The organism is Streptomyces geranii (genome assembly GCF_002954775.1).
Taxonomy (GTDB): domain Bacteria; phylum Actinomycetota; class Actinomycetes; order Streptomycetales; family Streptomycetaceae; genus Streptomyces; species Streptomyces geranii.
In genome coordinates this window covers 19,927-39,856 of sequence record NZ_PJME01000049.1, presented here as the reverse complement: position 1 = coordinate 39,856, position 19,930 = coordinate 19,927, and the positions used below count along the sequence as shown (strand labels likewise).

Here is a 19,930-nt window from a genome sequence, read left to right as displayed (position 1 = left end):
GACGAGGCCGGCCCGGGCATTTCAGCCCGTCCGGCGTTCGAGGACGAGGCCGTCCAGGCCGATAGGGGGGTCTGGGGGCGCAGCCCCCAGGAAGGGATGGGACGGGTAGGGGCGGCGGGGGCGAGAAAGGCCCCACCGCACCCTCACGCCCCCTTAGAACGGCTCGAAGTCGTCGAACTCCCGCTGCACATCGTCCCGCTCGGCCTGCTGATCACGCCGCCGCTGCGCAGCGGGCCGCGGCACGTCGAGACGGTGGTCCTCACCACGCCGCCCGAGCATCTCCGCACCGGCCATCACCGTGGGCTCCCAGTCGAAGACGACCGCGTTGTCCTCGGGCCCGATGGCCACGCCGTCCCCCGCCCGGGCCCCCGCCTTCATCAACTTGTCCTCGACACCGAGCCGGTTGAGCCGGTCGGCGAGGTAACCGACCGCCTCGTCGTTGTTGAAGTCGGTCTGCCGCACCCAGCGTTCGGGCTTCTCGCCCCGCACCCGGAACAGCCCGTCCTCCTCCAGGACGACGGTGAAGCCCGCGTCGTCGACGGCCTTGGGCCGGATGACGATCCGCGTCGCCTCCTCCTTGGGCTTGGCGGCCCGCGCCTGCCCGACCATCTCGGCGAGCGCGAACGACAGCTCCTTCAGCCCGATATGGGCGACGGCGGACACCTCGTACACGCGGTAGCCGCGCGACTCCAGCTCGGGCCGCACCATCTCGGCGAGGTCGAGCCCGTCGGGTACGTCGACCTTGTTCAGGACCACGATCCGGGGCCGGTCCCCGAGCCCGCCGTACTGCTTCAGCTCCTCCTCGATCATGTCGAGGTCGGAGACGGGGTCACGCTCGGACTCCAGCGTCGCGGTGTCCAGCACATGCACGAGCACACTGCACCGCTCGACGTGGCGCAGGAACTCAAGGCCGAGCCCCTTGCCCTGGCTGGCGCCGGGAATGAGCCCGGGCACGTCGGCGATGGTGTACACGGTCGCGCCCGCGGTCACCACACCCAGGTTGGGCACAAGCGTGGTGAACGGATAGTCGGCGATCTTCGGCTTGGCCGCGCTCAGCACCGAAATCAGCGAAGACTTCCCGGCGCTCGGATACCCCACGAGCGCCACATCGGCGACGGTCTTCAGCTCCAGGACGATGTCCTGCAGCCCCCCGGGCACCCCGAGCAGCGCGAACCCGGGCGCCTTGCGCCGGGCGGACGACAGCGCGGCGTTGCCGAGCCCACCACGCCCGCCCTCGGCCGCGACGAAGGAGGTCCCGTGCCCGACCAGGTCGGCGAGCACGTTCCCCGCCTTGTCCAGCACGACCGTCCCGTCCGGCACCGGCAGCACCAGGTCCTGGCCGTCCTTGCCGGAGCGGTTGCCGCCCTCGCCGGGCTTGCCGCTGGTGGCCTTGCGGTGCGGGGAGTGGTGGTAGTCGAGCAGCGTGGTGACGGACTGGTCGACGGTGAGGATCACATCGCCGCCGCGTCCGCCGTTGCCGCCGTCGGGCCCGCCCAGCGGCTTGAACTTCTCACGGTGGACGGAGGCACAGCCGTGACCTCCGCTACCCGCGGCGACATGCAGCTCGACGCGGTCCACGAAGGTGGTCATGGGATGTGCCTCCAGTTACGTACGTACATCGTCAGGCAGAAATCTCTGCACAGGTGGAACAAGCGAAAGGCGGACCCACTTCCCGTAGAGGAAGTGAGGTCCGCCTCGCGAAGAACTGCGTTCTGTGGAGCCTGAGTGATCAGGCGACCGGAACGATGTTCACGACATTGCGCCCACGGTGCGTACCGAACTCCACCGCACCGGCGGCCAGCGCGAACAGCGTGTCGTCCTTGCCACGGCCGACGCTCGCGCCGGGGTGGAAGTGGGTGCCACGCTGGCGGACCAGGATCTCACCGGCGTTGACGACCTGACCGCCGAAGCGCTTCACGCCGAGCCGCTGAGCATTGGAGTCGCGACCGTTCCGGGTGGACGATGCGCCCTTCTTGTGTGCCATCTCTCCTCAGTCCCTTACTTCGCAGCCGCGGGGATCTCAGTGACCTTGATCGCCGTGTACTGCTGGCGGTGGCCCTGACGACGGCGGTAGCCGGTCTTGTTCTTGTAGCGAAGGATGTCGATCTTGACGCCCTTGTGGTGGTCCACGATCTCGGCCTGGACCTTGATGCCGGCCAGGACCCACGGGTCGCTGGTCACGGCGTCGCCGTCGACAACGAGCAGCGTAGAGAGCTCTACGGTGTCGCCAACCTTGGCAGTGGAAATCTTGTCAACCTCAACGATGTCGCCGACAGCAACCTTGTGCTGGCGACCACCGCTGCGCACGATGGCGTACACGCGGATCTCACTCTCTCGCTCGGGAACGGCACCCCCGCAGTCCAGCCGCCCGACAAAAGGCGAGCGGCCTCTCCCGCCGCACCGAAAGGTCCGGTGCTCAGGAGGATGCAGGTTTACGGGGATGTAGGCGCGTCACGGATAAAACTATGGACACGCCGACGGTCAAGATTACGGGCCCGGCCTGAACGGGTCAAACTGAGCGGGTTTCCCCGTCCGCAGGCCCCGCAAACACGGCGGCCCGCCCGGTGCTGAACCCGGACGGACCGCCGTACCGCAACTGTCGGCCAGGAGGGATCAGCCCTCCGAGGCCGAGGCCGAGGCCGAACCCGTACCCGCCGAGACCGACTCCGACGCCGACTGCTCGGCGGCGGCAGCCGTCTTCTTCGACGCCACCGCCTTCTTCGTCGTGGCCTTCTTGGCGGCCGTGGTCGTCTTCTTCGCGGCCGTCTTCTTGACCGCCGTGGTCTTCTTCGCGGCGGCCTTCTTGGCCGTGGTCGCCTTCTTGGCGGCGGTCTTGCGCGCCGTCTTCTTGGCGGGCACCGCCTCCTCGGCCTCGACCTCGGCCGTGACCGCTTCGGGCTCGGTGGCCGCGGGGACGACCACGACGGCCGCCTCCGCGGACGAGGTGGGCGCGGTGGCCTTGCGCACGGCACGTCGCCGCGGCCGGGCCGGAGCGGCGCTCTCGGCAGCGACGGCCTCCACCGGAGCCTCGACCGAGGCCGGAGCCTCCGCCGGAGCCGGAGCAGGCTCCACGACCGTCTCGACGACAGGCGTCGTCACCACGGTCTCCGCCACGGCCTCGTCGGCCGCCTTCGGCGACCCGGCCGGAGCGGACACCTTGCGGGTGGCCCGCCGACGCGTACGCCCCTTGGGAGCCGCGTCGTCCTGCACCGGCGCCTCGACGACCGGGTCCTCGACGGCCACGGGCGCGGCCTGAGCCACGACCTCGGGCACGACGACCGGAGCCGCCTCCACGACCACCGGAGCCTCGGCGACCACGGGCTCGGCCGTACGGGCATCGGCGCGACGCCCGTCGGACGCGCGCGACTCCGCCCTGGGCGCCCCCGCCGGAGCCGAGGCCCGACGGCTCGCGCGCCGCCTGGAACGGCCACCGCGGCCGGCCGCGGCCTCCGCCTCGGCGGCACTGCTGTACAGCTCGTCGTCGGGCTCGAAGAAGGGCTCCGGCGCCGCGACCTCGGCGGCGACCTCGGCCGCCGTCTCCTCGATGTCGTCGTCCGCGTCGACGATCACGTCGTGCTCGTGGGTGTCGTGCGTGTGCTCGTGCTCGCTCTCGGCGCCGCCACGGCCGCGCTTCTTGCGCTTGCCGCCGCCCCCGCTGGAGCTGGGCTGCTCCATGTGCACGATGACACCGCGGCCGTTGCAGTGGACGCAGGTCTCGGAGAACGACTCCAGCAGGCCCTGTCCGACCCGCTTGCGGGTCATCTGCACGAGGCCCAGCGAGGTGACCTCGGCCACCTGGTGCTTCGTACGGTCGCGGCCCAGGCACTCGAGCAGGCGCCGCAGCACCAGGTCGCGGTTGGACTCCAGGACCATGTCGATGAAGTCGATGACGACGATGCCGCCCAGGTCGCGCAGCCGCAGCTGGCGCACGATCTCCTCGGCCGCCTCCAGGTTGTTCCTGGTGACGGTCTCTTCGAGGTTGCCGCCCTGGCCGGTGAACTTGCCGGTGTTGACGTCGACGACGATCATCGCCTCGGTCTTGTCGATCACCAGCGAGCCGCCGCTGGGCAGCCACACCTTGCGGTCGAGCGCCTTGGCGAGCTGCTCGTCGATGCGGTACGTCGCGAAGACGTCGACCTCGGAGGTCCACTTCGACAGGCGGTCGACCAGGTCCGGGGCGACGTGGGACACGTACCCGTGGATGGTCTGCCAGGCCTCGTCACCGCTGACGATGACCTTGGTGAAGTCCTCGTTGAAGATGTCGCGCACGACGCGGACGGTCATGTCCGGCTCGCCGTACAGCAGGGACGGCGCGTTCGAGCTGCCGCCGCTCTTCGACTTCTTCTCGATGTCCTCCCACTGCGCCTGGAGCCGCTCGACGTCACGGCGCAGCTCGTCCTCCGAAGCGCCCTCCGCGGCCGTACGGACGATGACGCCCGCGTCCTCGGGGACGATCTTCTTGAGGATGGTCTTCAGACGCGCGCGCTCGGTGTCGGGCAGCTTGCGGCTGATGCCGGTCATCGACCCCTCGGGGACGTAGACCAGGTAGCGGCCGGGCAGCGAGACCTGGCTGGTGAGCCTGGCCCCCTTGTGCCCGATCGGGTCCTTCGTGACCTGCACGAGCACGGACTGCCCGGACTTCAGCGCGCTCTCGATGCGCCGCGGCCCGTGGGCCATCCCCAGCGCCTCGAAGTTGACCTCACCGGCGTACAGGACGGCGTTGCGCCCCTTGCCGATGTCGATGAACGCGGCCTCCATGGACGGCAGCACGTTCTGGACCTTGCCCAGGTAGACGTTGCCGACGTACGAGGTCGACTGCTCCTTGTTGACGTAGTGCTCGACGAGCACGTTGTCCTCAAGGACGCCGATCTGGGTGCGGTCGCCGTACTGGCGTACGACCATCACGCGTTCGACGGCCTCACGGCGGGCCAGGAACTCGGCCTCGGTGATGATCGGGACGCGGCGGCGGCCCTGCTCGCGGCCTTCGCGGCGGCGCTGCTTCTTGGCTTCGAGACGCGTGGAGCCCTTGATCGACTGGACTTCGTCGCTCGGGTGCTCCTCGCGCTTCGCACGCGGCTCGCGGACCTTGACGACGGTGCGCTCGGGGTCGTTCTCGGCGCTGACGATCTCGCTCTCGCCGGAGGAGTCACCGGCCCGACGCCGGCGACGGCGCCGACGACGGCTGCTGGCGGAACCGGAACCACCCGGCTCGTCGCGCTCGTCCTCCTCGGCGTCCTCGTCCGCCTGGTCGGCGGTGTCATCGGCGTCCTGGGCGCTCTGCTCGCCCGCGTACTCGTCGTCACCGGAGTCGCCGTCGGAGTCGGCGGACTCACCACGGCGCCTACGACGGCCACCGCGACGGCGGCGCCGACGCGAACCGGGGCCCTCGTCACCGTCGTCGTCCGTGTCGGTGTCGGCGGTGTCCTCGGTGGACTCGTAGGCGTCGTCGACGCCTTCCGTCTCCTCCGGCTCCTCGACCACGACGGGCGCGGCGGCCACGGGCTCGTCGTCGTTACGGCCACGACGGCGGCGACGGCGCGGGGTGGGCTCCTCGACGACGGTCTCGGCGACCGGGGCGGCCTCGACGACCTCCTCCTCGACCTCCTCGATCTCCTCGGCCGCTTCGGCGGCAGCCGCGGCGGCGGCCCGCTCGGGCGTCTGGAACATCGGCTCGGTGAAGACGGGCGCCTGGAACACGGCGACCGCGGGACGCCTGGGACGCCGTCCACCCTCGCTGTCGCCGTTCCCGACAACGGGCGCGGGCGCGGAGAACCCGACGGCGGCCTTACGGGCGACCCGGCGCCGTCCGCGACGCGGCGAGGCGTCCTCGGCGGCGGGCTCGGGCTCGACGACCTCGGCGGCCACCGCGACGGGCGCGGGCGCCTCTTCCACGGGGGCGGCCTGGACGGCGGCCTCGGGCTCGGGCGTGGAGACGCGGCGCGTGGCCCGGCGACGGGTACGCGGAGCGGGCGCGGCCTCCTCGACGGCGGCGGGCGCTTCGGCGGCCACACTCTCGTCGCTCGCCTTGCCGTTCTTCTCGCCCTGCTCGCCGCTCTCCTCGGCAGTCGGGGCGGACACGGCGGCGGTCACGGCAGGTTCCTCGGCCGCCTCGGCGGCCTGGGCGGGCGCACCTGCGGGCGCCGACGCGCGCCGGGTGGCCCGGCGGCGGGTACGAGGAGCGGGCGCCTCGGCGGCCACGGCTTCCTCGGTGTTCTGAGCGGCCTCCACGGCCTTCTCCGCGACCTGGTCGGCCTCGGCGGCCGGTATGGCCGGCGCCGTGGTCTCGGCCGCGGGGGCGGTCTCCGCGACAGGCGGTCCCGCGGGGCGGGACGCGGCGCGGCGCCGACGGCGCGGCGGCAGGGTGTCGCTGGGGGTGTCGTGTGCGGAACCCTCGGTGGGCTCCGAAGCGGGTTCGGTCGGTTCGAGCATGCGGGCGGTTCTCCCGTCAGGCTCCCGGGCGCCGCACCTGGTCCGGCTTGGATGCCGGTGACGTCCGCGGCTCGCGCAGTGCGCGGTGCCGCCGTCCGGGGCGCGGGCGCCGCACGGGAGCTCTCTAGTGTCCTGTCTCGCCGGTTCCGTAAGCCATGTTGCGTACGGCCTGGCGAAAGTCTTGTGGTCGGTGCGCTGCCCGACCCAGGTGGCTCCCGAGTACGAGGGCGGCGCTACGACGTGCGTCCCTTCGCGGGACCTTCCTTACGCCGGCGCCTGCGACGCGGCGGCAGTCGGAGTGGCCATGGAGAGGGCCACCGCTGCCTCGCGGTCGGGCGCGAGCGGGTCGGTCACCGTGCCGGTCTCTTCATCGAACAGCCCCTGCGCCAGCCTGGTCACCCCTGCGGGGACCGGCGGCGCCAGGTCGGCCACGGCGCGAAGACCGGACAGGACGTCGTCGGGTCGAACGGCAGGCGTCACGTGCCGAACAACCAGCCGCAGTATCGCACAGGGCTGGACCACAGGCCTATCAGCCTGTGGACTGTGCGTCTCATCACCTGGTTCAGCGCCTGTTTCGAACGCCTCCAGGCCCGCGACCGCGCCCCGGGCATCGAAGGTTCGCATGCCGTTCTTGGCGAGGCGCTGGACCTCGACCGTCTCGGCGGCGTTGAAGAGGTCGACGGCGCGGCGCGCTTCCTCGGGCGCCACTCCGTCCAGCCGCAGCTCCCACACGGAAGCCGTGAGCCGGTCGGCGAGCCCGGAGGTCCGGGCCTCGACCGCGTCGACGATGTCGAGCCCGGTGGGCAGCGACTCGTCGAGCAGCTCGCGCAGCTTGTCGGGATCGCGCGCTTCGGTGAGCGCGATCTCCAGGTACTCCGCCTCGCTGCCCGTGCCGGTGGCTGCGGCATTGGCGTACGACACCTTCGGATGCGGTGTGAACCCCGCCGAGTAGGCCATCGGCACCTCGGCACGGCGCAACGCACGCTCGAAAGCGCGCTGGAAGTCACGGTGGCTGGTGAACCGGAGGCGGCCACGCTTGGTGTAGCGCAGTCGGATGCGCTGCACCGTCGGCGCGGGCGGCGGGCCTTCGGGCTGTCGCTTGCCCAGTGGAGTCAGTCCTTCGTGAGTGCGGTCGTACTGCTACCTAGAGTACGTCCGTCGGCGCTCGCTGGTTCCCGCCGGTCCACGGCGACCGCTTCCTTCGGCTCCCCGAAGAACATCCGCCTGACGTCGGCCCGCGCCTGCCGCGCCGAGTCGCGCGCGGCGGCGAGCGCCTGCCGGGTGACGCGTCCCACACTGCGCGCGGCCTCTGCGGCGGGCCGCAGCACGGCGTCCCGTACGAAGTGCCCGACCGGCGTCAGCACCGTCCGGTACGCCCAGCGCACGGGCTCCACGAAGATCCACCGAAGGAGGGTCCCCAGGAACCGTCCGACGGCGAGCGAGATGTGCCCGGCGATGCGCCAGGCGTGCCCGAGCGCGGACCAGACCTCGCGCCCGACGACGGCGAGGACGCGTCCGACGGGCGTCAGGACCCAGCGCCACAGGGCGAGCGCGGGCAGGACGAGGAGCAGGCGCAGCAGCCAGTACAGGACGAACCCGATCCCGGTGCAGACCATGCCGACCACCCACGCGATCCCCTGGACACACCAGGCGACGGCCTTGCCGACCGGCGTGAGGACCCACTCGTACAGCCACCGCGCGGGTACGACGACCAGGTACCGCACAAGCCAGGCGGCCACGGCGTACAGGCCGAGCCCGAGGGCCGACGCGCCCGCACCGAGTCCCTTGAGCACCCACAGCACCGCGTGCCCCACCGGCGTGAGCACGCGCGCGTAGACCCAGCCCAGGCCGGCGCCGATGCCCCGGCACACCCAGCCGAGCCCCGCGCCGATGCCCCGGCAGATCCAGGCGAGCCCGTGCCCGAGCGGCGTCAGGACGTGCCGGAAGAGCCACACCAGGGGGACGACGACCAGCACCTTCCCGAGCCAGCCAAGGGCCATGGCCAGGGGTGTGACGACGTACCGCCACAGCGCGACGAAGGGCCAGACGAGGACGGCCCACGCGACCCAGGACAGCGCTCGCCCGAGAGGCCGCAGCACCGTGTCCATGAGGAGGCGCCAGCCGACGACGAGCCCGTCCCACACCATCCGCACCGGCACGACCAGCACGAGCACGACGATCCGCACGGGGATGCGGATCGCGACGACGAGACACCCTTCGGGCTGCCGTCCGGGCTGCCGTGTCTCGACCTTCGTGGCCGGTTTCTCCAGATCCATACCGACGTAGACGCGCCAACCCCCCGTCCGGATGCGGTGTATCCGAAAAGTGATCAAGACGAGGGACAACGGCACTAAACCTCCGACTTCTCCCCCCACCTTTCCCCCACCTTTCCCCGCCACCTCTCCCCGGCGTGCCCCGCTGCGAGAATGCGCGCATGCCGACGTCGAACGCGCTGGACCCGAACAGGCTTGCCGAGTACTGCGCTTCGACCCTGGACGAGCACGACTGCCCGTCGGCCTCGGTCGCCGTGGTCGAACACGGCAAGGTGACCCTGGCCGAGGCGTACGGCCTCGCGGACGTCACCGCACACCGCCCCGCCACCCCCGAAACCGTCTACGCCCTGGCCTCGATCACCAAGCCCATGACGGCGACGGCGATCTGCGTCGCGGCCGACGAGGGCCTGCTGGACCTGGACGCCCCTGTGCCGGTACCGGGCGACCACCCGTGGCCGGACCCGACAGCGCGCCAACTCCTCCAGCACCGAGGCGGCTTCGGCGCGCACTACGACTTCCACTACGGCGACCCCGCCACCGGCACCCGCGTCGACCCGACCCCGTACGCGAGACTGCACCGCCCTCCGGGCACCGCCTTCGAGTACGCCAACCTCGGCTACCGGGCCCTGGGCCGGCTGCTGGAGACGGCATCGGGCCAAGGGCTCGCGGACTTCGTACGGGAGCGGGTGTTCGAGCCCCTGGGCCTGGGCGCCCTCCACCTGGGCCCCGCCTACCCCGGCCCGGCCCCCTCCGCGACCCGCTACACGACCGCCGGACGCGCCTATCCGCCGTACTGCGACACCAGCCACCCCGGCGCCACCCTGGGCTGGGCTCCCGCAGCCCAACTGGCCCTGTTCGCCCAGTCGTACGACCGCCTGCTGAGTCCGGAGACGGCGGCGGCCGTCCGTACGGCGGGCGGCCAGGTCAACCCGGGCCTCGGCTACGGGCTCGGCTGGTGCCTGTCGCTCGGCGCCGGTCCCCTGGTGCAGAGCCACGGCGGCGGGATGGGCGGAGTCGCGGCGATCGTCGTGACCGTGCCCGAGCGACGGCTGTCGGTGTCGGTACTGACCAACAGCACGAACAAGGCGGCCCGCGACAGCATCACCAACCACCTCCTCACCACACTGCTTCCCGACCACTCCCCCGAGTCGATCTCCCCCGCCCCGGACGACCCCGTACGCCCCCTGAACCTCCCAACTCCCCGCTGGGAAGGCACGATCAGCACCCCGGAGGGAGAGATCCCGCTGTCACTGACGGTCTCCCCGGAGGAGGCCCGGGCCCGCCTGCACGTGAACGACGAGACGACAGAAGCCCCGGCGACCGCATCACGTGACTGGTCCTTCCAGGCGACCTTCCCCTTCCAACTCCCCACCACGGACGCCCGAATGAACAGCCCGGTCTTGTCCCTCCAACTCCGCCACGGCCGCGACGGCACCCTGAGCGGCGTGGCGCTGGCGCACAAGTCCGGTGACGCGGAAGGCCTGTTGGGCAATCTGCTCACGCACCCCTGCCGACTGCGCGAGGCTGCTTGACTGCCCCCATGACGAAGACTCTCGGTGCCCCCAGGCCCGACCAGGCGTCCTACATGCTGCGCGCCGCCGCCGAGGACGCGGGACGGACGTACAAGCGACACCTGCTCGACCTGCTGGACCTCCGCCCGGGCCACACCGTCCTGGACGTCGGCTGCGGCCCCGGCACCGACCTCCCGGCGCTGGCGGAACGGGTCGGCCCGACCGGCCGGGTCATCGGCGTCGACCAGGACCCGGCGATGCTGGCGACGGCCCGCGAACGCGCCGCCGCCATCGGCACGGTGGAGATCCGGGAGGCGGACGCACACGCCCTGCCGGTCGCCCCCGGCACGGTGGACCGAGCCAAGATCGACCGGGTCCTGATGCACGTACGCTCCCCCGAGGCCGTACTGACCCAACTCCACACCGCCACCCGCCCCGGCGCCCTCGTCGGCCTGGCGGAACCCGACTGGGACACCCTGGCGGTGGACGCGGCCGACCTGGAGACGAGCCGCGCCTTCACCCGCTACACCACCGAGAAGGTGGTCCGCCACGCCACGATCGGCCGCAGCCTGGCCCGCCTGGCGACCAGGGCGGGCTTCCACATCGAGACGACGACCGCGACGACCCCGGTCTTCACGGACTTCACCGCCGGCGACCACACCCTGGGCCTGGGCCGGAACATGCAACAGGCCATCGCGGAGGGCCACATCGACAAGACGGCGGGCGAGACCTGGTTCAACGGCCTCGCCCACGGTCCCTTCTACGCGTCGTTCACCCTGGTGACGGTGGTGTGCTCGCGCCTGTGACCTCGGCAGAGGTCCGATGACCAACCACGACAGCTACGGCACCAGCACTCACACCACTGGCAGTTGGCCCGGCTGTTCGCCGACAGCGCCTGCGGACGCGTCGAGATCCAACCCAACGCCATCCCCGGAGACGACGCCCAGGACAGCCATTGATCCACTTCGACGAGGCGTTGTCAGAGGCATACGGCAACCTGGCCCCATGAACAGCTCGAACGACACGGCACCCACACGCCGCACGCAGCCGGAGCTCAACTGGGTTGCATCCATGGGTGGCCCGCTCATCGTCATACCGGTATCGGCGTTGCAGGAGTGGAGCGGCTGCACGGAAGCCGGAATGATCATCGGCGACACCGATGACCCGGACGACTACGACCGCGCATGCGCGGTGGAAGACCTCGCTGCTGTGATCGACGTGGGCCCGGCCGGCGCGCAAGCCCTTGTCCTGGGTGATGAGTCGGCCAGGACCTGCTATCTGCCCGAACGAAGAGCTTTCGTGCGCCGACTCGCCGCGGACTCCGACACAGAACTCCTCGTGGCCGCCGAGAGGCTGCTGGACAACCCCACCACCGCGTGGGAGGCGGCGGGGGTATGGGAAACGGATGGCCCGGCGATGCTCATGGACTCCGCCGAGGCCGGAGCGGATCTCGATCGGCCGTACCCCGACCGCCCCGAACTGCCAGAACAAGCCCCTGTGGCTGTACCGGCAGGCCGCTGGATCGTCCGAGCGGTCCACGTGACCAGCGAGTTTCCTTGGGTGGGCGTGGTCCAGCTCGTTCCGGAACGAGGCGCCGACGTCTCCGCGTCAACGCCGGACAGCTCACCCCGTCCGTAGTCAGTCCTCAGGCCCGCCGGCCAACAGGCTCCAGGAGCTTCCAGCCCTCAGACCCACTCCAACTCACTCACGTCAGTGCACGTGCCCGCTGATCGCAGCGTCCGTCTTGACCGTCAGCGGCAGCAGCTTCTTGCCCGTAGGACCGATCTGAATGCTCGTGTCCAGGGCAGGACACACCCCACAGTCGAAGCAAGGCGTCCACCGGCAGTCCTCGACCTCGGTCTCGTCGAGGGAGTCCTGCCAGTCCTCCCAGAGCCAGTCCTTGTCGAGGCCCGAGTCGAGGTGGTCCCAGGGCAGGACCTCCTCGTACGTGCGTTCGCGCGTCGTGTACCAGTCGACGTCCACGCCGAACTCAGGCAGCGTCTTCTCCGCGCAGGCCATCCAGCGGTCGTACGAGAAGTGCTCGCGCCAGCCGTCGAAACGGCCGCCGTCCTCGTACACCGCGCGGATCACCGCGCCGATGCGGCGGTCGCCGCGGGACAGCAGTCCCTCGACGATGCCGGGCTTGCCGTCGTGGTAGCGGAAGCCGATCGAGCGGCCGTACTTCTTGTCGCCGCGGATCTTGTCCCGGAGCTTCGTGAGGCGCGCGTCCGTGTCCGCCGCCGAGAGCTGCGGGGCCCACTGGAAGGGGGTGTGCGGCTTGGGGACGAAGCCGCCGATCGAGACCGTGCAGCGGATGTCGTTCATGCCGGAGGCCTTGCGGCCCTCGGCGATCACGTTCATCGCCATGTCGGCGATCTGGAGGACGTCCTCGTCGGTCTCCGTCGGCAGGCCGCACATGAAGTACAGCTTCACCTGGCGCCAGCCGTTGCCGTACGCCGTGGAGACGGTCCGGATCAGATCCTCCTCCGAGACCATCTTGTTGATGACCTTGCGCATGCGTTCCGAGCCGCCCTCGGGGGCGAAGGTCAGACCCGAGCGACGGCCGTTGCGCGTCAGTTCGTTCGCCAGGTCCACGTTGAACGCGTCCACGCGGGTCGACGGGAGCGACAGGCCGATCTTGTCCTCGGTGTAGCGGTCCGCGAGCCCCTTCGCGATGTCGCCGATCTCCGAGTGGTCCGCCGAGGAGAGGGAGAGCAGACCGACCTCCTCGAAGCCGGTCGCCTTCAGGCCCTTCTCCACCATGTCGCCGATGCCCGTGATCGAGCGTTCACGGACCGGGCGGGTGATCATGCCCGCCTGGCAGAAGCGGCAGCCGCGGGTGCAGCCGCGGAAGATCTCGACCGACATCCGCTCATGAACGGTCTCGGCGAGCGGGACCAGCGGCTGCTTGGGGTAGGGCCACTCGTCCAGGTCCATGACCGTGTGCTTGCTGACCCGCCACGGGACGCCGGACCTGTTCGGTACGACTCGGGCGATCCGGCCGTCCGGCAGGTACTCCACGTCGTAGAACGCCGGGATGTAGACGCTGCCCGTCCTCGCGAGGCGGAACAGGACCTCCTCGCGACCGCCCGGCCGGCCCTCGGCCTTCCAGGCGCGGACGATGTCCGTCATGTCGAGGACGGCCTGCTCGCCGTCGCCGATGATCACCGCGTCGACGAAGTCGGCGACGGGCTCGGGGTTGAAGGCAGCGTGGCCGCCGGCCAGCACGATCGGGTCGTCGATCGTGCGGTCCTTGGACTCCAGCGGGATGCCCGCCAGGTCCAGCGCCGTCAGCATGTTCGTGTAGCCCAGCTCCGTGGAGAAGGACAGCCCGAACACGTCGAAGGCCCCGACCGGACGGTGGCTGTCCACCGTGAACTGCGGCACGTGATGCTCGCGCATCAGCGCTTCCAGGTCCGGCCACACGCTGTACGTGCGCTCGGCGAGGACGCCCTCACGTTCGTTCAGTACCTCGTAGAGGATCATGACGCCCTGGTTGGGCAGCCCGACCTCGTACGCGTCCGGGTACATGAGCGCCCAGCGGACGTCGCACTCCTCCCAGACCTTGACCGTGGAGTTCAGCTCGCCGCCCACGTACTGGATCGGCTTCTGCACATGCGGGAGCAGGGCTTCGAGCTGTGGGAAAACCGACTCGGCAGACATCGCGGCGTTACCTTCGTGAGCTGACGGGGATGACCACCAAGCGTAACCTGCCCGGAGGACTCCCCCCGCCCGGATGAAATCAGGCCCTAAACCTCCATCGAGCCCTGAATCGTCGCCCATTCCTGGGGCAGCGCCTCCTCCACCCGCTCGGCCCGCCGCTCCTCCCGCCCGTACAGCAGCCCGTACGTGAAGGTGTCCTCCCCCGCCGTGTGCGCCGCGGCCGACAGCTCGCCCAGCGTCGTACGGACCATGTAGCTGTCCTGGTGGTCGCCGAGCAGGCTCTGCAGGGCCTTCATCGACCTGACGAGCGACTTGGCCGGGGCGCCGAGCGCGGGGCCCGCCGTCTCGGCGGCGTACCGGGTGCGCTTGGCCTTCTTGCGGGCCTCGTGCAGCCCGAGGTCGCGGTCGGTGCCGGGCGGCTGTGCCATGCCCTCGTCGATCAGCGCGGCCACCTTCGCGAAGTCCTTGCGTACGGCCTTGGCGAGCACCTTCTCCGGGTCCTTCGCCGCCGACTTCAGCAGCGGGGGGCCGGTGACCACGGCGTCCAGGGTGTCGAGGAGGGTCAGATAGCGGGCCGAGTCCAGCACCCCGAGCAGTCGGCTGCGCGCTCCGCCGTACTCGGCCGTCGACCAGGCCGCCAGCCGCTCGTGGACCGGGCCGTGGACGAGGGCGGGGGGCAGTTCGCCGACGGCCGCGTCCAGCCGTTCGGCCAGTACCTCCTGGTCGCGGCCCACGCCCAGCTCGCCTGCGAGCCACTTCAGCTCGTCGCCGATCGGGTCGGTGACCTCCCGGTCGAGCACCTCGCGGAACGACTTGAAGGTGCTGCGCAGCCGCCGGGTGGCGACCCGCATGTCGTGCACGGACTCCTCGGTGTCCTGGCGCACGGCCGGGTCGAGGTCGACGATGGCGTCCCGCTGCGCGCGGACATAGGCAAGGACATGGTCCCCGGCGGTGACGGGCTCGCCGGGCTCCTCCTCGGGCCGGGGCCGCCCGCCCTTGGTCTCGGCGAGCGCCCGCGCCAGCTTCGACGCGGACTTCGACGGCCGTACGCCCGCCTTGCGCAGCCGCTTCTCCACCTTGTCCAGGAAGCGGGTGTCGCCGCCGTCGGCCAGCTCCACCTCGATCTCGGTCCACTGGGCGGTGCCGTCACCGCCGAACAGCCGCTCCGCCCGTACGGTGTCCACGCCGACCTCGGCGAGCTGCTTGCCCTCCGCGTCGACGAGGTCGCGCACGTCCCGCGCGGAGCGCAGCCGGACCACGGGCACAAGCTGCCCCTCACGGACCCGGGCGCGGACCAGCCCGGCGAGTTCCTCGGGGACGGTGTCGGAGAGCGGGACCTGGATCTCGTCCCGTACGCCCGGGCCGACCGGGAGTTTGAGGTGCCAGCCGGCGTCGGAGCCGCCGGTGCGGCGGCGCAGGGTGATCGACGCGGAGGCGAGGCGCAGGTCCGAGGTGTCGTAGTAGGTCGCGTCCAGTTCGGCGGTGCCCTTGTCGAGGACGTCCGCGACCCCGGAGACACCGGTCAGGTCGGGCAGCCCGCTGTCGTCGGATTCGTACTTCCGCTCGATTTCCCGCTTTGTGTCCGCCATGAATTGAATCTAGTCACGATTCGACGCCGACGGCAGTCCCCAAAGGTCGCTCATTGGCCATCCGGGACACCTTCGCCGTTCGCTCGAAGGTCGCCCGGACGTCACCCACCAGCAACCTCTACGCCGACATGGGTCTCTGCACCCGGATCGACTGCAACAGCCCCACCGCCACCCACACGGCGAACATCGACGATCCTCCGTAGGACACGAAGGGCAGTGGCAGACCGGCGACCGGCATGATCCCCAGGGTCATCCCGATGTTCTCGAACGACTGGAACGCGAACCACGCGATGATCCCGGCGGCGACGATCGTGCCGTACAGCTCGGTCGTCTCGCGGGCGATCCGGCAGGCCCGCCACAGCACCACGCCGAGGAGCAGGATGATCAGGCCCGCGCCGACGAAGCCCAGCTCCTCCCCCGCCACCGTGAACACGAAGTCCGTCTGCTGCTCCGGGACGAACTGGCCGGTCGTCTGCGAGCCGTGGAACAGACCCGTGCCCGTCAGACCGCCCGAACCGATCGCGATCCTCGCCTGGTTGGTGTTGTAGCCGACGCCGGACGGGTCCAGCTCCGGGTTGGCGAAGGCGGCGAAGCGGTTGATCTGGTACTCGTCGAGGACGCCGAGCTGCCAGATCAGCACCGCGCCGAGCCCGCCCGTGCCCAGGAGGCCGAAGATCCAGCGGTTGGAGGCACCGGAGGCGAGCAGCACCCCGAGCACGATGATGACCATGACCATGACCGACCCGAGGTCGGGCATCAGCATGACGATCATCATCGGTACGGCGGCCAGGCCCAGCGCCTGGAGGACCGTGCGGTGGTCGGGGTAGAGCTTGTCGCCCGCGTCGACCCGGGCGGCCAGCAGCATCGCCATGCCCAGGATGATCGTGATCTTCACGAACTCCGAGGGCTGGAGCGAGAAGCCGCCGCCGAGCACGATCCACGCGTGGGCGCCGTTGACGGTCGCGCCGAGCGGGGTCAGCACCACCAGGATCAGGAAGACCGAGAGGCCGTAGAGGATCGGGACCGCGGTGCGCAGGGTGCGGTGGCCGAGCCAGACCGTGCCGATCATCAGACAGAACCCGATGCCGGTGTTCATCAGGTGCCGGATCAGGAAGTAGTACTGGTCGCCCTGGTTGATCTCGGTGCGGCTGCGGGTCGCCGAGTAGACCAGGATCGCGCCCATGAAGGACAGCGCGAGCGCGGACAGCAGTATCGGCCAGTCCAGCCTGCGGGCCAGCGAGTCGCGGGCCAGCAGCCGGGACAGGGACGAGCGCTCGGGGCCGTAGCCGGAGACGGAGAAGGTGTTCGCGCCGGTCATGTCGTCGTCGTCCTTCGCATGCCGCGCGTACTCCGCCCGCGCCCGCGTCTACGGCCGCCCCGGGCTCGGCGGGCGCTGCGGTTGGTGCGTGTCCCCTCCGAGGCGACCGTGGCCGGCGGCAGCTGGCCGCCCGCGACGACGAGGGTCTCGTCGGTGGCCTTCGGCGGGACGTACGGCTTGATCTTCGGGGCGTCGATCGAGCCGTCCGACTCGATCTTCGGCAGGGTCTTCTGCGGGGTGGGCAGCAGCGCCTTCCTGCTGTCGATCTTGCCGTCCGGGGAGACGCCGTACAGAGCCTCGTATATTTTCCGGACGGCCGGTCCGGAGGCCCCGGAGCCCGTACCACCCTGGGAGATCGTCATGACGATCGTGTAGTCCTTGGTGTACGTCGCGAACCACGAGGTGGTCTGCTTGCCGTAGACCTCGGCCGTACCCGTCTTGGCGTGCATCGGGATCTTGTCCTGCGGCCAGCCGCCGAACCGCCAGGCCGCCGAACCACGGGTGACGACCCCTTCGAGGGCACCGTCTATGTCCTTCAGCGTCGCCTTGGAGATCGGCAGCTTGCCGTGCGACTTGGGCTTGATCGTCTGGACGGACTTGCCGTCGGCGCTGACGACCGCCTTGCCGACCGTCGGGTCGTACAGCGTGCCGCCGTTGGAGATCGCCGAGTAGATCGTCGCCATCTGTATCGGCGTGACGAGGATGTCGCCCTGTCCGATGGAGTAGTTGACGGAGTCACCGGCGCGCATGAGGTTGCCTTCGAGGCAGTTCTCGTAGGCGATCTGCTGGGCGTAGGTGCCGCCCTTCTTGCCGTACTTGCACCAGGAGGCCTTGTTGGCCTTCCAGTAGTCCTGCTTCCACTTGCGGTCGGGGACGCGGCCGGAGACCTCGTTGGGGAGGTCGATGCCGGTCACGGCGCCGAGGCCGAAGTCGTGGGCGGTGGTGTAGAACCAGTTCTTCGCGTTCTTGTTCGGCTTCAGTCCGCCGTCCTTCGCCCACTGGTCGTGGGCGAGACGGTAGAAGACGGTGTCGCAGGAGACCTCGATGGCGCGGCCGAGGCTGATCGGGCCGTACCCCTTGGACTCGTAGTTCTTGAAGACCTGGCCGCCGATCGAGTACGAGCTGGAGCAGTCGTAGTTCCCGTCGAAGGGGTAGCCCGCGTTGACCGCCGCCGAGGTCGAGATGACCTTGAAGATCGAGCCGGGGGCCGCCTGGCCCTGGATCGCCCGGTTGAGCAGCGGGTAGTTGGAGTTCTTGCCGGTCAGCTTGGCGTAGTCCTTGGCGGAGATGCCGCCGACCCAGGCGTTCGGGTCGTAGGTCGGGTTGGACGCCATCGCGACGACCCGGCCCGTCTTGGCCTCCATGACGACGACCGCGCCCGCGTCGGCCTTGTAGTTCTCGTTGGTGTTGTCGTCGAACCCCTTGCGGGCTTCCTTCATCGCGTCGTTCAGCTCGTACTCCGCGACCCGCTGGACGCGGGCGTCGATGCTGGTGACGAGGTTGGAGCCGGACTGGGCGGGGTCGGCCTCGGCGGTACCGATGACGCGGCCGAGGTTGTCGACCTCGTAGCGGGTGACGCCTGCCTTGCCGCGCAGTTCCTTGTCGTACTCGCGCTCAAGGCCGGACCGGCCGACCTGGTCGGAGCGCAGGTAGGGCGAGTCGGTGTCCTGCGCCTTGGTGATCTCCTCGTCGGTGACCGGGGAGAGATAGCCGAGGACCTGGGCGGTGTTGGAGCCGCCGGGGCCGGCATACCGGCGTACGGCCTCGGGCTCGGCGGTGATGCCGGGGAAGTCCTCGGAGCGCTCGCGGATCTGGAGGGCCTGGCGGGCGGTGGCCTCGTCGGTGATCGGGATCGGCTGGTACGGCGAGCCGTTCCAACAGGGCTGGGGCGTCTTGGCGTCGCACAGGCGGACCTTGTCCTGGACGTCCTTGGGCTTCATGCCCAGGACCCCGGCGAGCTTGGTGAGGACGGCTTCGCCGTCGTCCGCCATCTTCAGCAGTTCGGTGCGGGACGCGGAGACGACCAGCCGTGTCTCGTTGTCCGCGATCGGCACCCCGCGCGCGTCCAGGATCGAACCGCGGACCGCGGGCTGCACGACCTGCTGCACATGGTTGCCGGACGCCTCCTTGGCGTAGGCGTCGCCCTCGCGGATCTGGAGGTACCACAGCCGGCCGCCGAGCGTGCCGAGCAGGGAGAGGACGAGGATCTGGATCACGACGAGCCGGATCTGGACGCGTGGCGTCCGGCCGGTCTCGGGAATGTTGGTCACTGGTGCTGCCTCCCCCTCTCAGAGCGCCGACGAGTGTGGCGTGGCTGTGCGTGGCGTAGACGTGTGTGGTGCAGACGTGTGTGGCTTGGTCGTGCGTGATGCGGGCGTGTGTGCGTGTACGAATGATGAACGGGCGACCTGTGAGGCCGCGTTCCGCCCCGGCGAACCCGTTCGAGTGAACTCACCCGTGGTCACAGGCGCTTGACCCCCTTGATGCGGCCGGCCCGGGCCGCCTTCGACCTGGCCGCCTTCACCTTGAGGCCGCCGCGCTGGCTGCCGATGCGCAGTCCGGTACCGGAGGAGAGCCAGCCCGAGGAGATGTCGCTCTTCTTGGCCGAGGAGTTGGCCTCGGCGAGCGGGTCGTTCTCCGCTCTGCGGGCCAGGAACATGATGCCGGGGACCACGAAGGGCGCGAGCAGCAGGTCGTAGAGCGCGGCCGTGAACAGCAGGCTGGTGAGGCCGACATTGCGGGCGGCGGTGTCGCCGACGAGGGCGCCGACACCGGCGTACAACAGGGTCGTGCCGACGGCGGCGGCGACCACGACGGCCATCGGTCCTGTCGCCGACTTGAGCTGCCCGTTCTCGGGTTTGACGAGACCCGCCAGATAGCCGATGACGCACAGCACGAGGGCGTAGCGGCCGGCCGCGTGGTCGGCGGGCGGGGCGAGGTCGGCGAGGAGTCCGGCGCCGAACCCGACGAGCGCGCCGCCCACATGGCCGTACACCAGGGCAAGGCCGAGGACGGTCAGCAGCAGCAGGTCGGGGACGGCGCCCGGGAGGTGCAGGCGGGCGAGGACGCTCACCTGGACCACCATGGCGACGACCACCAGGGTGACGGAGAGGAGCATCCGGTTGAAACGCATCAGGGAGTTCAGCT

The 19,930-nt window shown here is 70.4% G+C and carries 14 protein-coding genes; 3 read left to right on the top strand and 11 right to left on the bottom strand.

What is annotated here, in order from left to right:
• Positions 1-153: 153 nt before the first annotated feature.
• The 6 genes from obgE to CW359_RS36195 all read right to left on the bottom strand — a co-directional run bounded on the left by obgE (position 154) and on the right by CW359_RS36195 (position 8,705).
• Positions 154-1,590, bottom strand: a complete 1,437-nt coding sequence (gene obgE, locus CW359_RS36220; protein WP_105974471.1) for a GTPase ObgE — start codon at positions 1,588-1,590, stop codon at positions 154-156.
• Positions 1,591-1,729: 139 nt separating this feature from the next.
• Positions 1,730-1,984: a 50S ribosomal protein L27 gene (gene rpmA / locus CW359_RS36215; RefSeq protein ID WP_105974470.1), complete on the bottom strand. Its 255-nt coding sequence runs from the start codon at positions 1,982-1,984 to the stop codon at positions 1,730-1,732.
• 14 nt (positions 1,985-1,998) lie between these two features.
• Entirely contained in the window at positions 1,999-2,319 is a 321-nt protein-coding gene (gene rplU, locus CW359_RS36210; RefSeq protein ID WP_006374708.1) for a 50S ribosomal protein L21, read from the bottom strand.
• Between the two features lie 294 nt (positions 2,320-2,613).
• Positions 2,614-6,429: an Rne/Rng family ribonuclease gene (locus tag CW359_RS36205; RefSeq protein WP_105974469.1), complete on the bottom strand. Its 3,816-nt coding sequence runs from the start codon at positions 6,427-6,429 to the stop codon at positions 2,614-2,616.
• Positions 6,430-6,693: 264 nt separating this feature from the next.
• Entirely contained in the window at positions 6,694-7,494 is an 801-nt protein-coding gene (locus CW359_RS36200) for a TIGR03936 family radical SAM-associated protein (RefSeq protein WP_105974468.1), read from the bottom strand.
• 47 nt (positions 7,495-7,541) lie between these two features.
• The gene (locus tag CW359_RS36195) at positions 7,542-8,705 is read right to left on the bottom strand and encodes a hypothetical protein (RefSeq protein ID WP_105974467.1); all 1,164 of its coding nucleotides are present in this window, start codon (positions 8,703-8,705) and stop codon (positions 7,542-7,544) included.
• Positions 8,706-8,863: 158 nt separating this feature from the next.
• Between CW359_RS36195 and CW359_RS36190 the strand changes: the two genes are divergently transcribed.
• From CW359_RS36190 to CW359_RS36180, 3 genes are all read left to right on the top strand, one after another.
• Positions 8,864-10,234, top strand: a complete 1,371-nt coding sequence (locus CW359_RS36190; RefSeq protein ID WP_105974466.1) for a serine hydrolase domain-containing protein — start codon at positions 8,864-8,866, stop codon at positions 10,232-10,234.
• A gap of 8 nt (positions 10,235-10,242) precedes the next feature.
• Positions 10,243-11,019 (top strand): methyltransferase domain-containing protein, encoded by a 777-nt coding sequence (locus CW359_RS36185; RefSeq protein ID WP_105974465.1) that lies wholly within the window; start codon positions 10,243-10,245, stop codon positions 11,017-11,019.
• Between the two features lie 199 nt (positions 11,020-11,218).
• Positions 11,219-11,851, top strand: coding sequence for an Imm21 family immunity protein (locus CW359_RS36180; protein WP_232838762.1), 633 nt, complete (start codon positions 11,219-11,221; stop codon positions 11,849-11,851).
• Positions 11,852-11,923: 72 nt separating this feature from the next.
• On the opposite strand, the gene CW359_RS36175 is transcribed toward CW359_RS36180, so the two are convergent.
• The 5 genes from CW359_RS36175 to mreD all read right to left on the bottom strand — a co-directional run bounded on the left by CW359_RS36175 (position 11,924) and on the right by mreD (position 19,916).
• Positions 11,924-13,876, bottom strand: a complete 1,953-nt coding sequence (locus tag CW359_RS36175) for a TIGR03960 family B12-binding radical SAM protein (protein ID WP_105974463.1) — start codon at positions 13,874-13,876, stop codon at positions 11,924-11,926.
• Between the two features lie 86 nt (positions 13,877-13,962).
• Complete coding sequence (locus CW359_RS36170) at positions 13,963-15,465, bottom strand: CYTH and CHAD domain-containing protein (RefSeq protein ID WP_105974462.1); 1,503 nt, start codon at positions 15,463-15,465, stop codon at positions 13,963-13,965.
• Positions 15,466-15,583: 118 nt separating this feature from the next.
• The gene (rodA, locus tag CW359_RS36165; RefSeq protein WP_105974461.1) at positions 15,584-16,783 is read right to left on the bottom strand and encodes a rod shape-determining protein RodA; all 1,200 of its coding nucleotides are present in this window, start codon (positions 16,781-16,783) and stop codon (positions 15,584-15,586) included.
• Entirely contained in the window at positions 16,780-19,053 is a 2,274-nt protein-coding gene (gene mrdA / locus CW359_RS36160) for a penicillin-binding protein 2 (protein WP_105974460.1), read from the bottom strand. Before mrdA ends, rodA begins: the two co-directional genes overlap by 4 nt.
• A 191-nt stretch (positions 19,054-19,244) precedes the next feature.
• On the bottom strand, positions 19,245-19,916 hold the full coding sequence (gene mreD, locus CW359_RS36155) for a rod shape-determining protein MreD (RefSeq protein ID WP_105974459.1): 672 nt from the start codon (positions 19,914-19,916) through the stop codon (positions 19,245-19,247).
• Positions 19,917-19,930 lie beyond the last annotated feature (14 nt).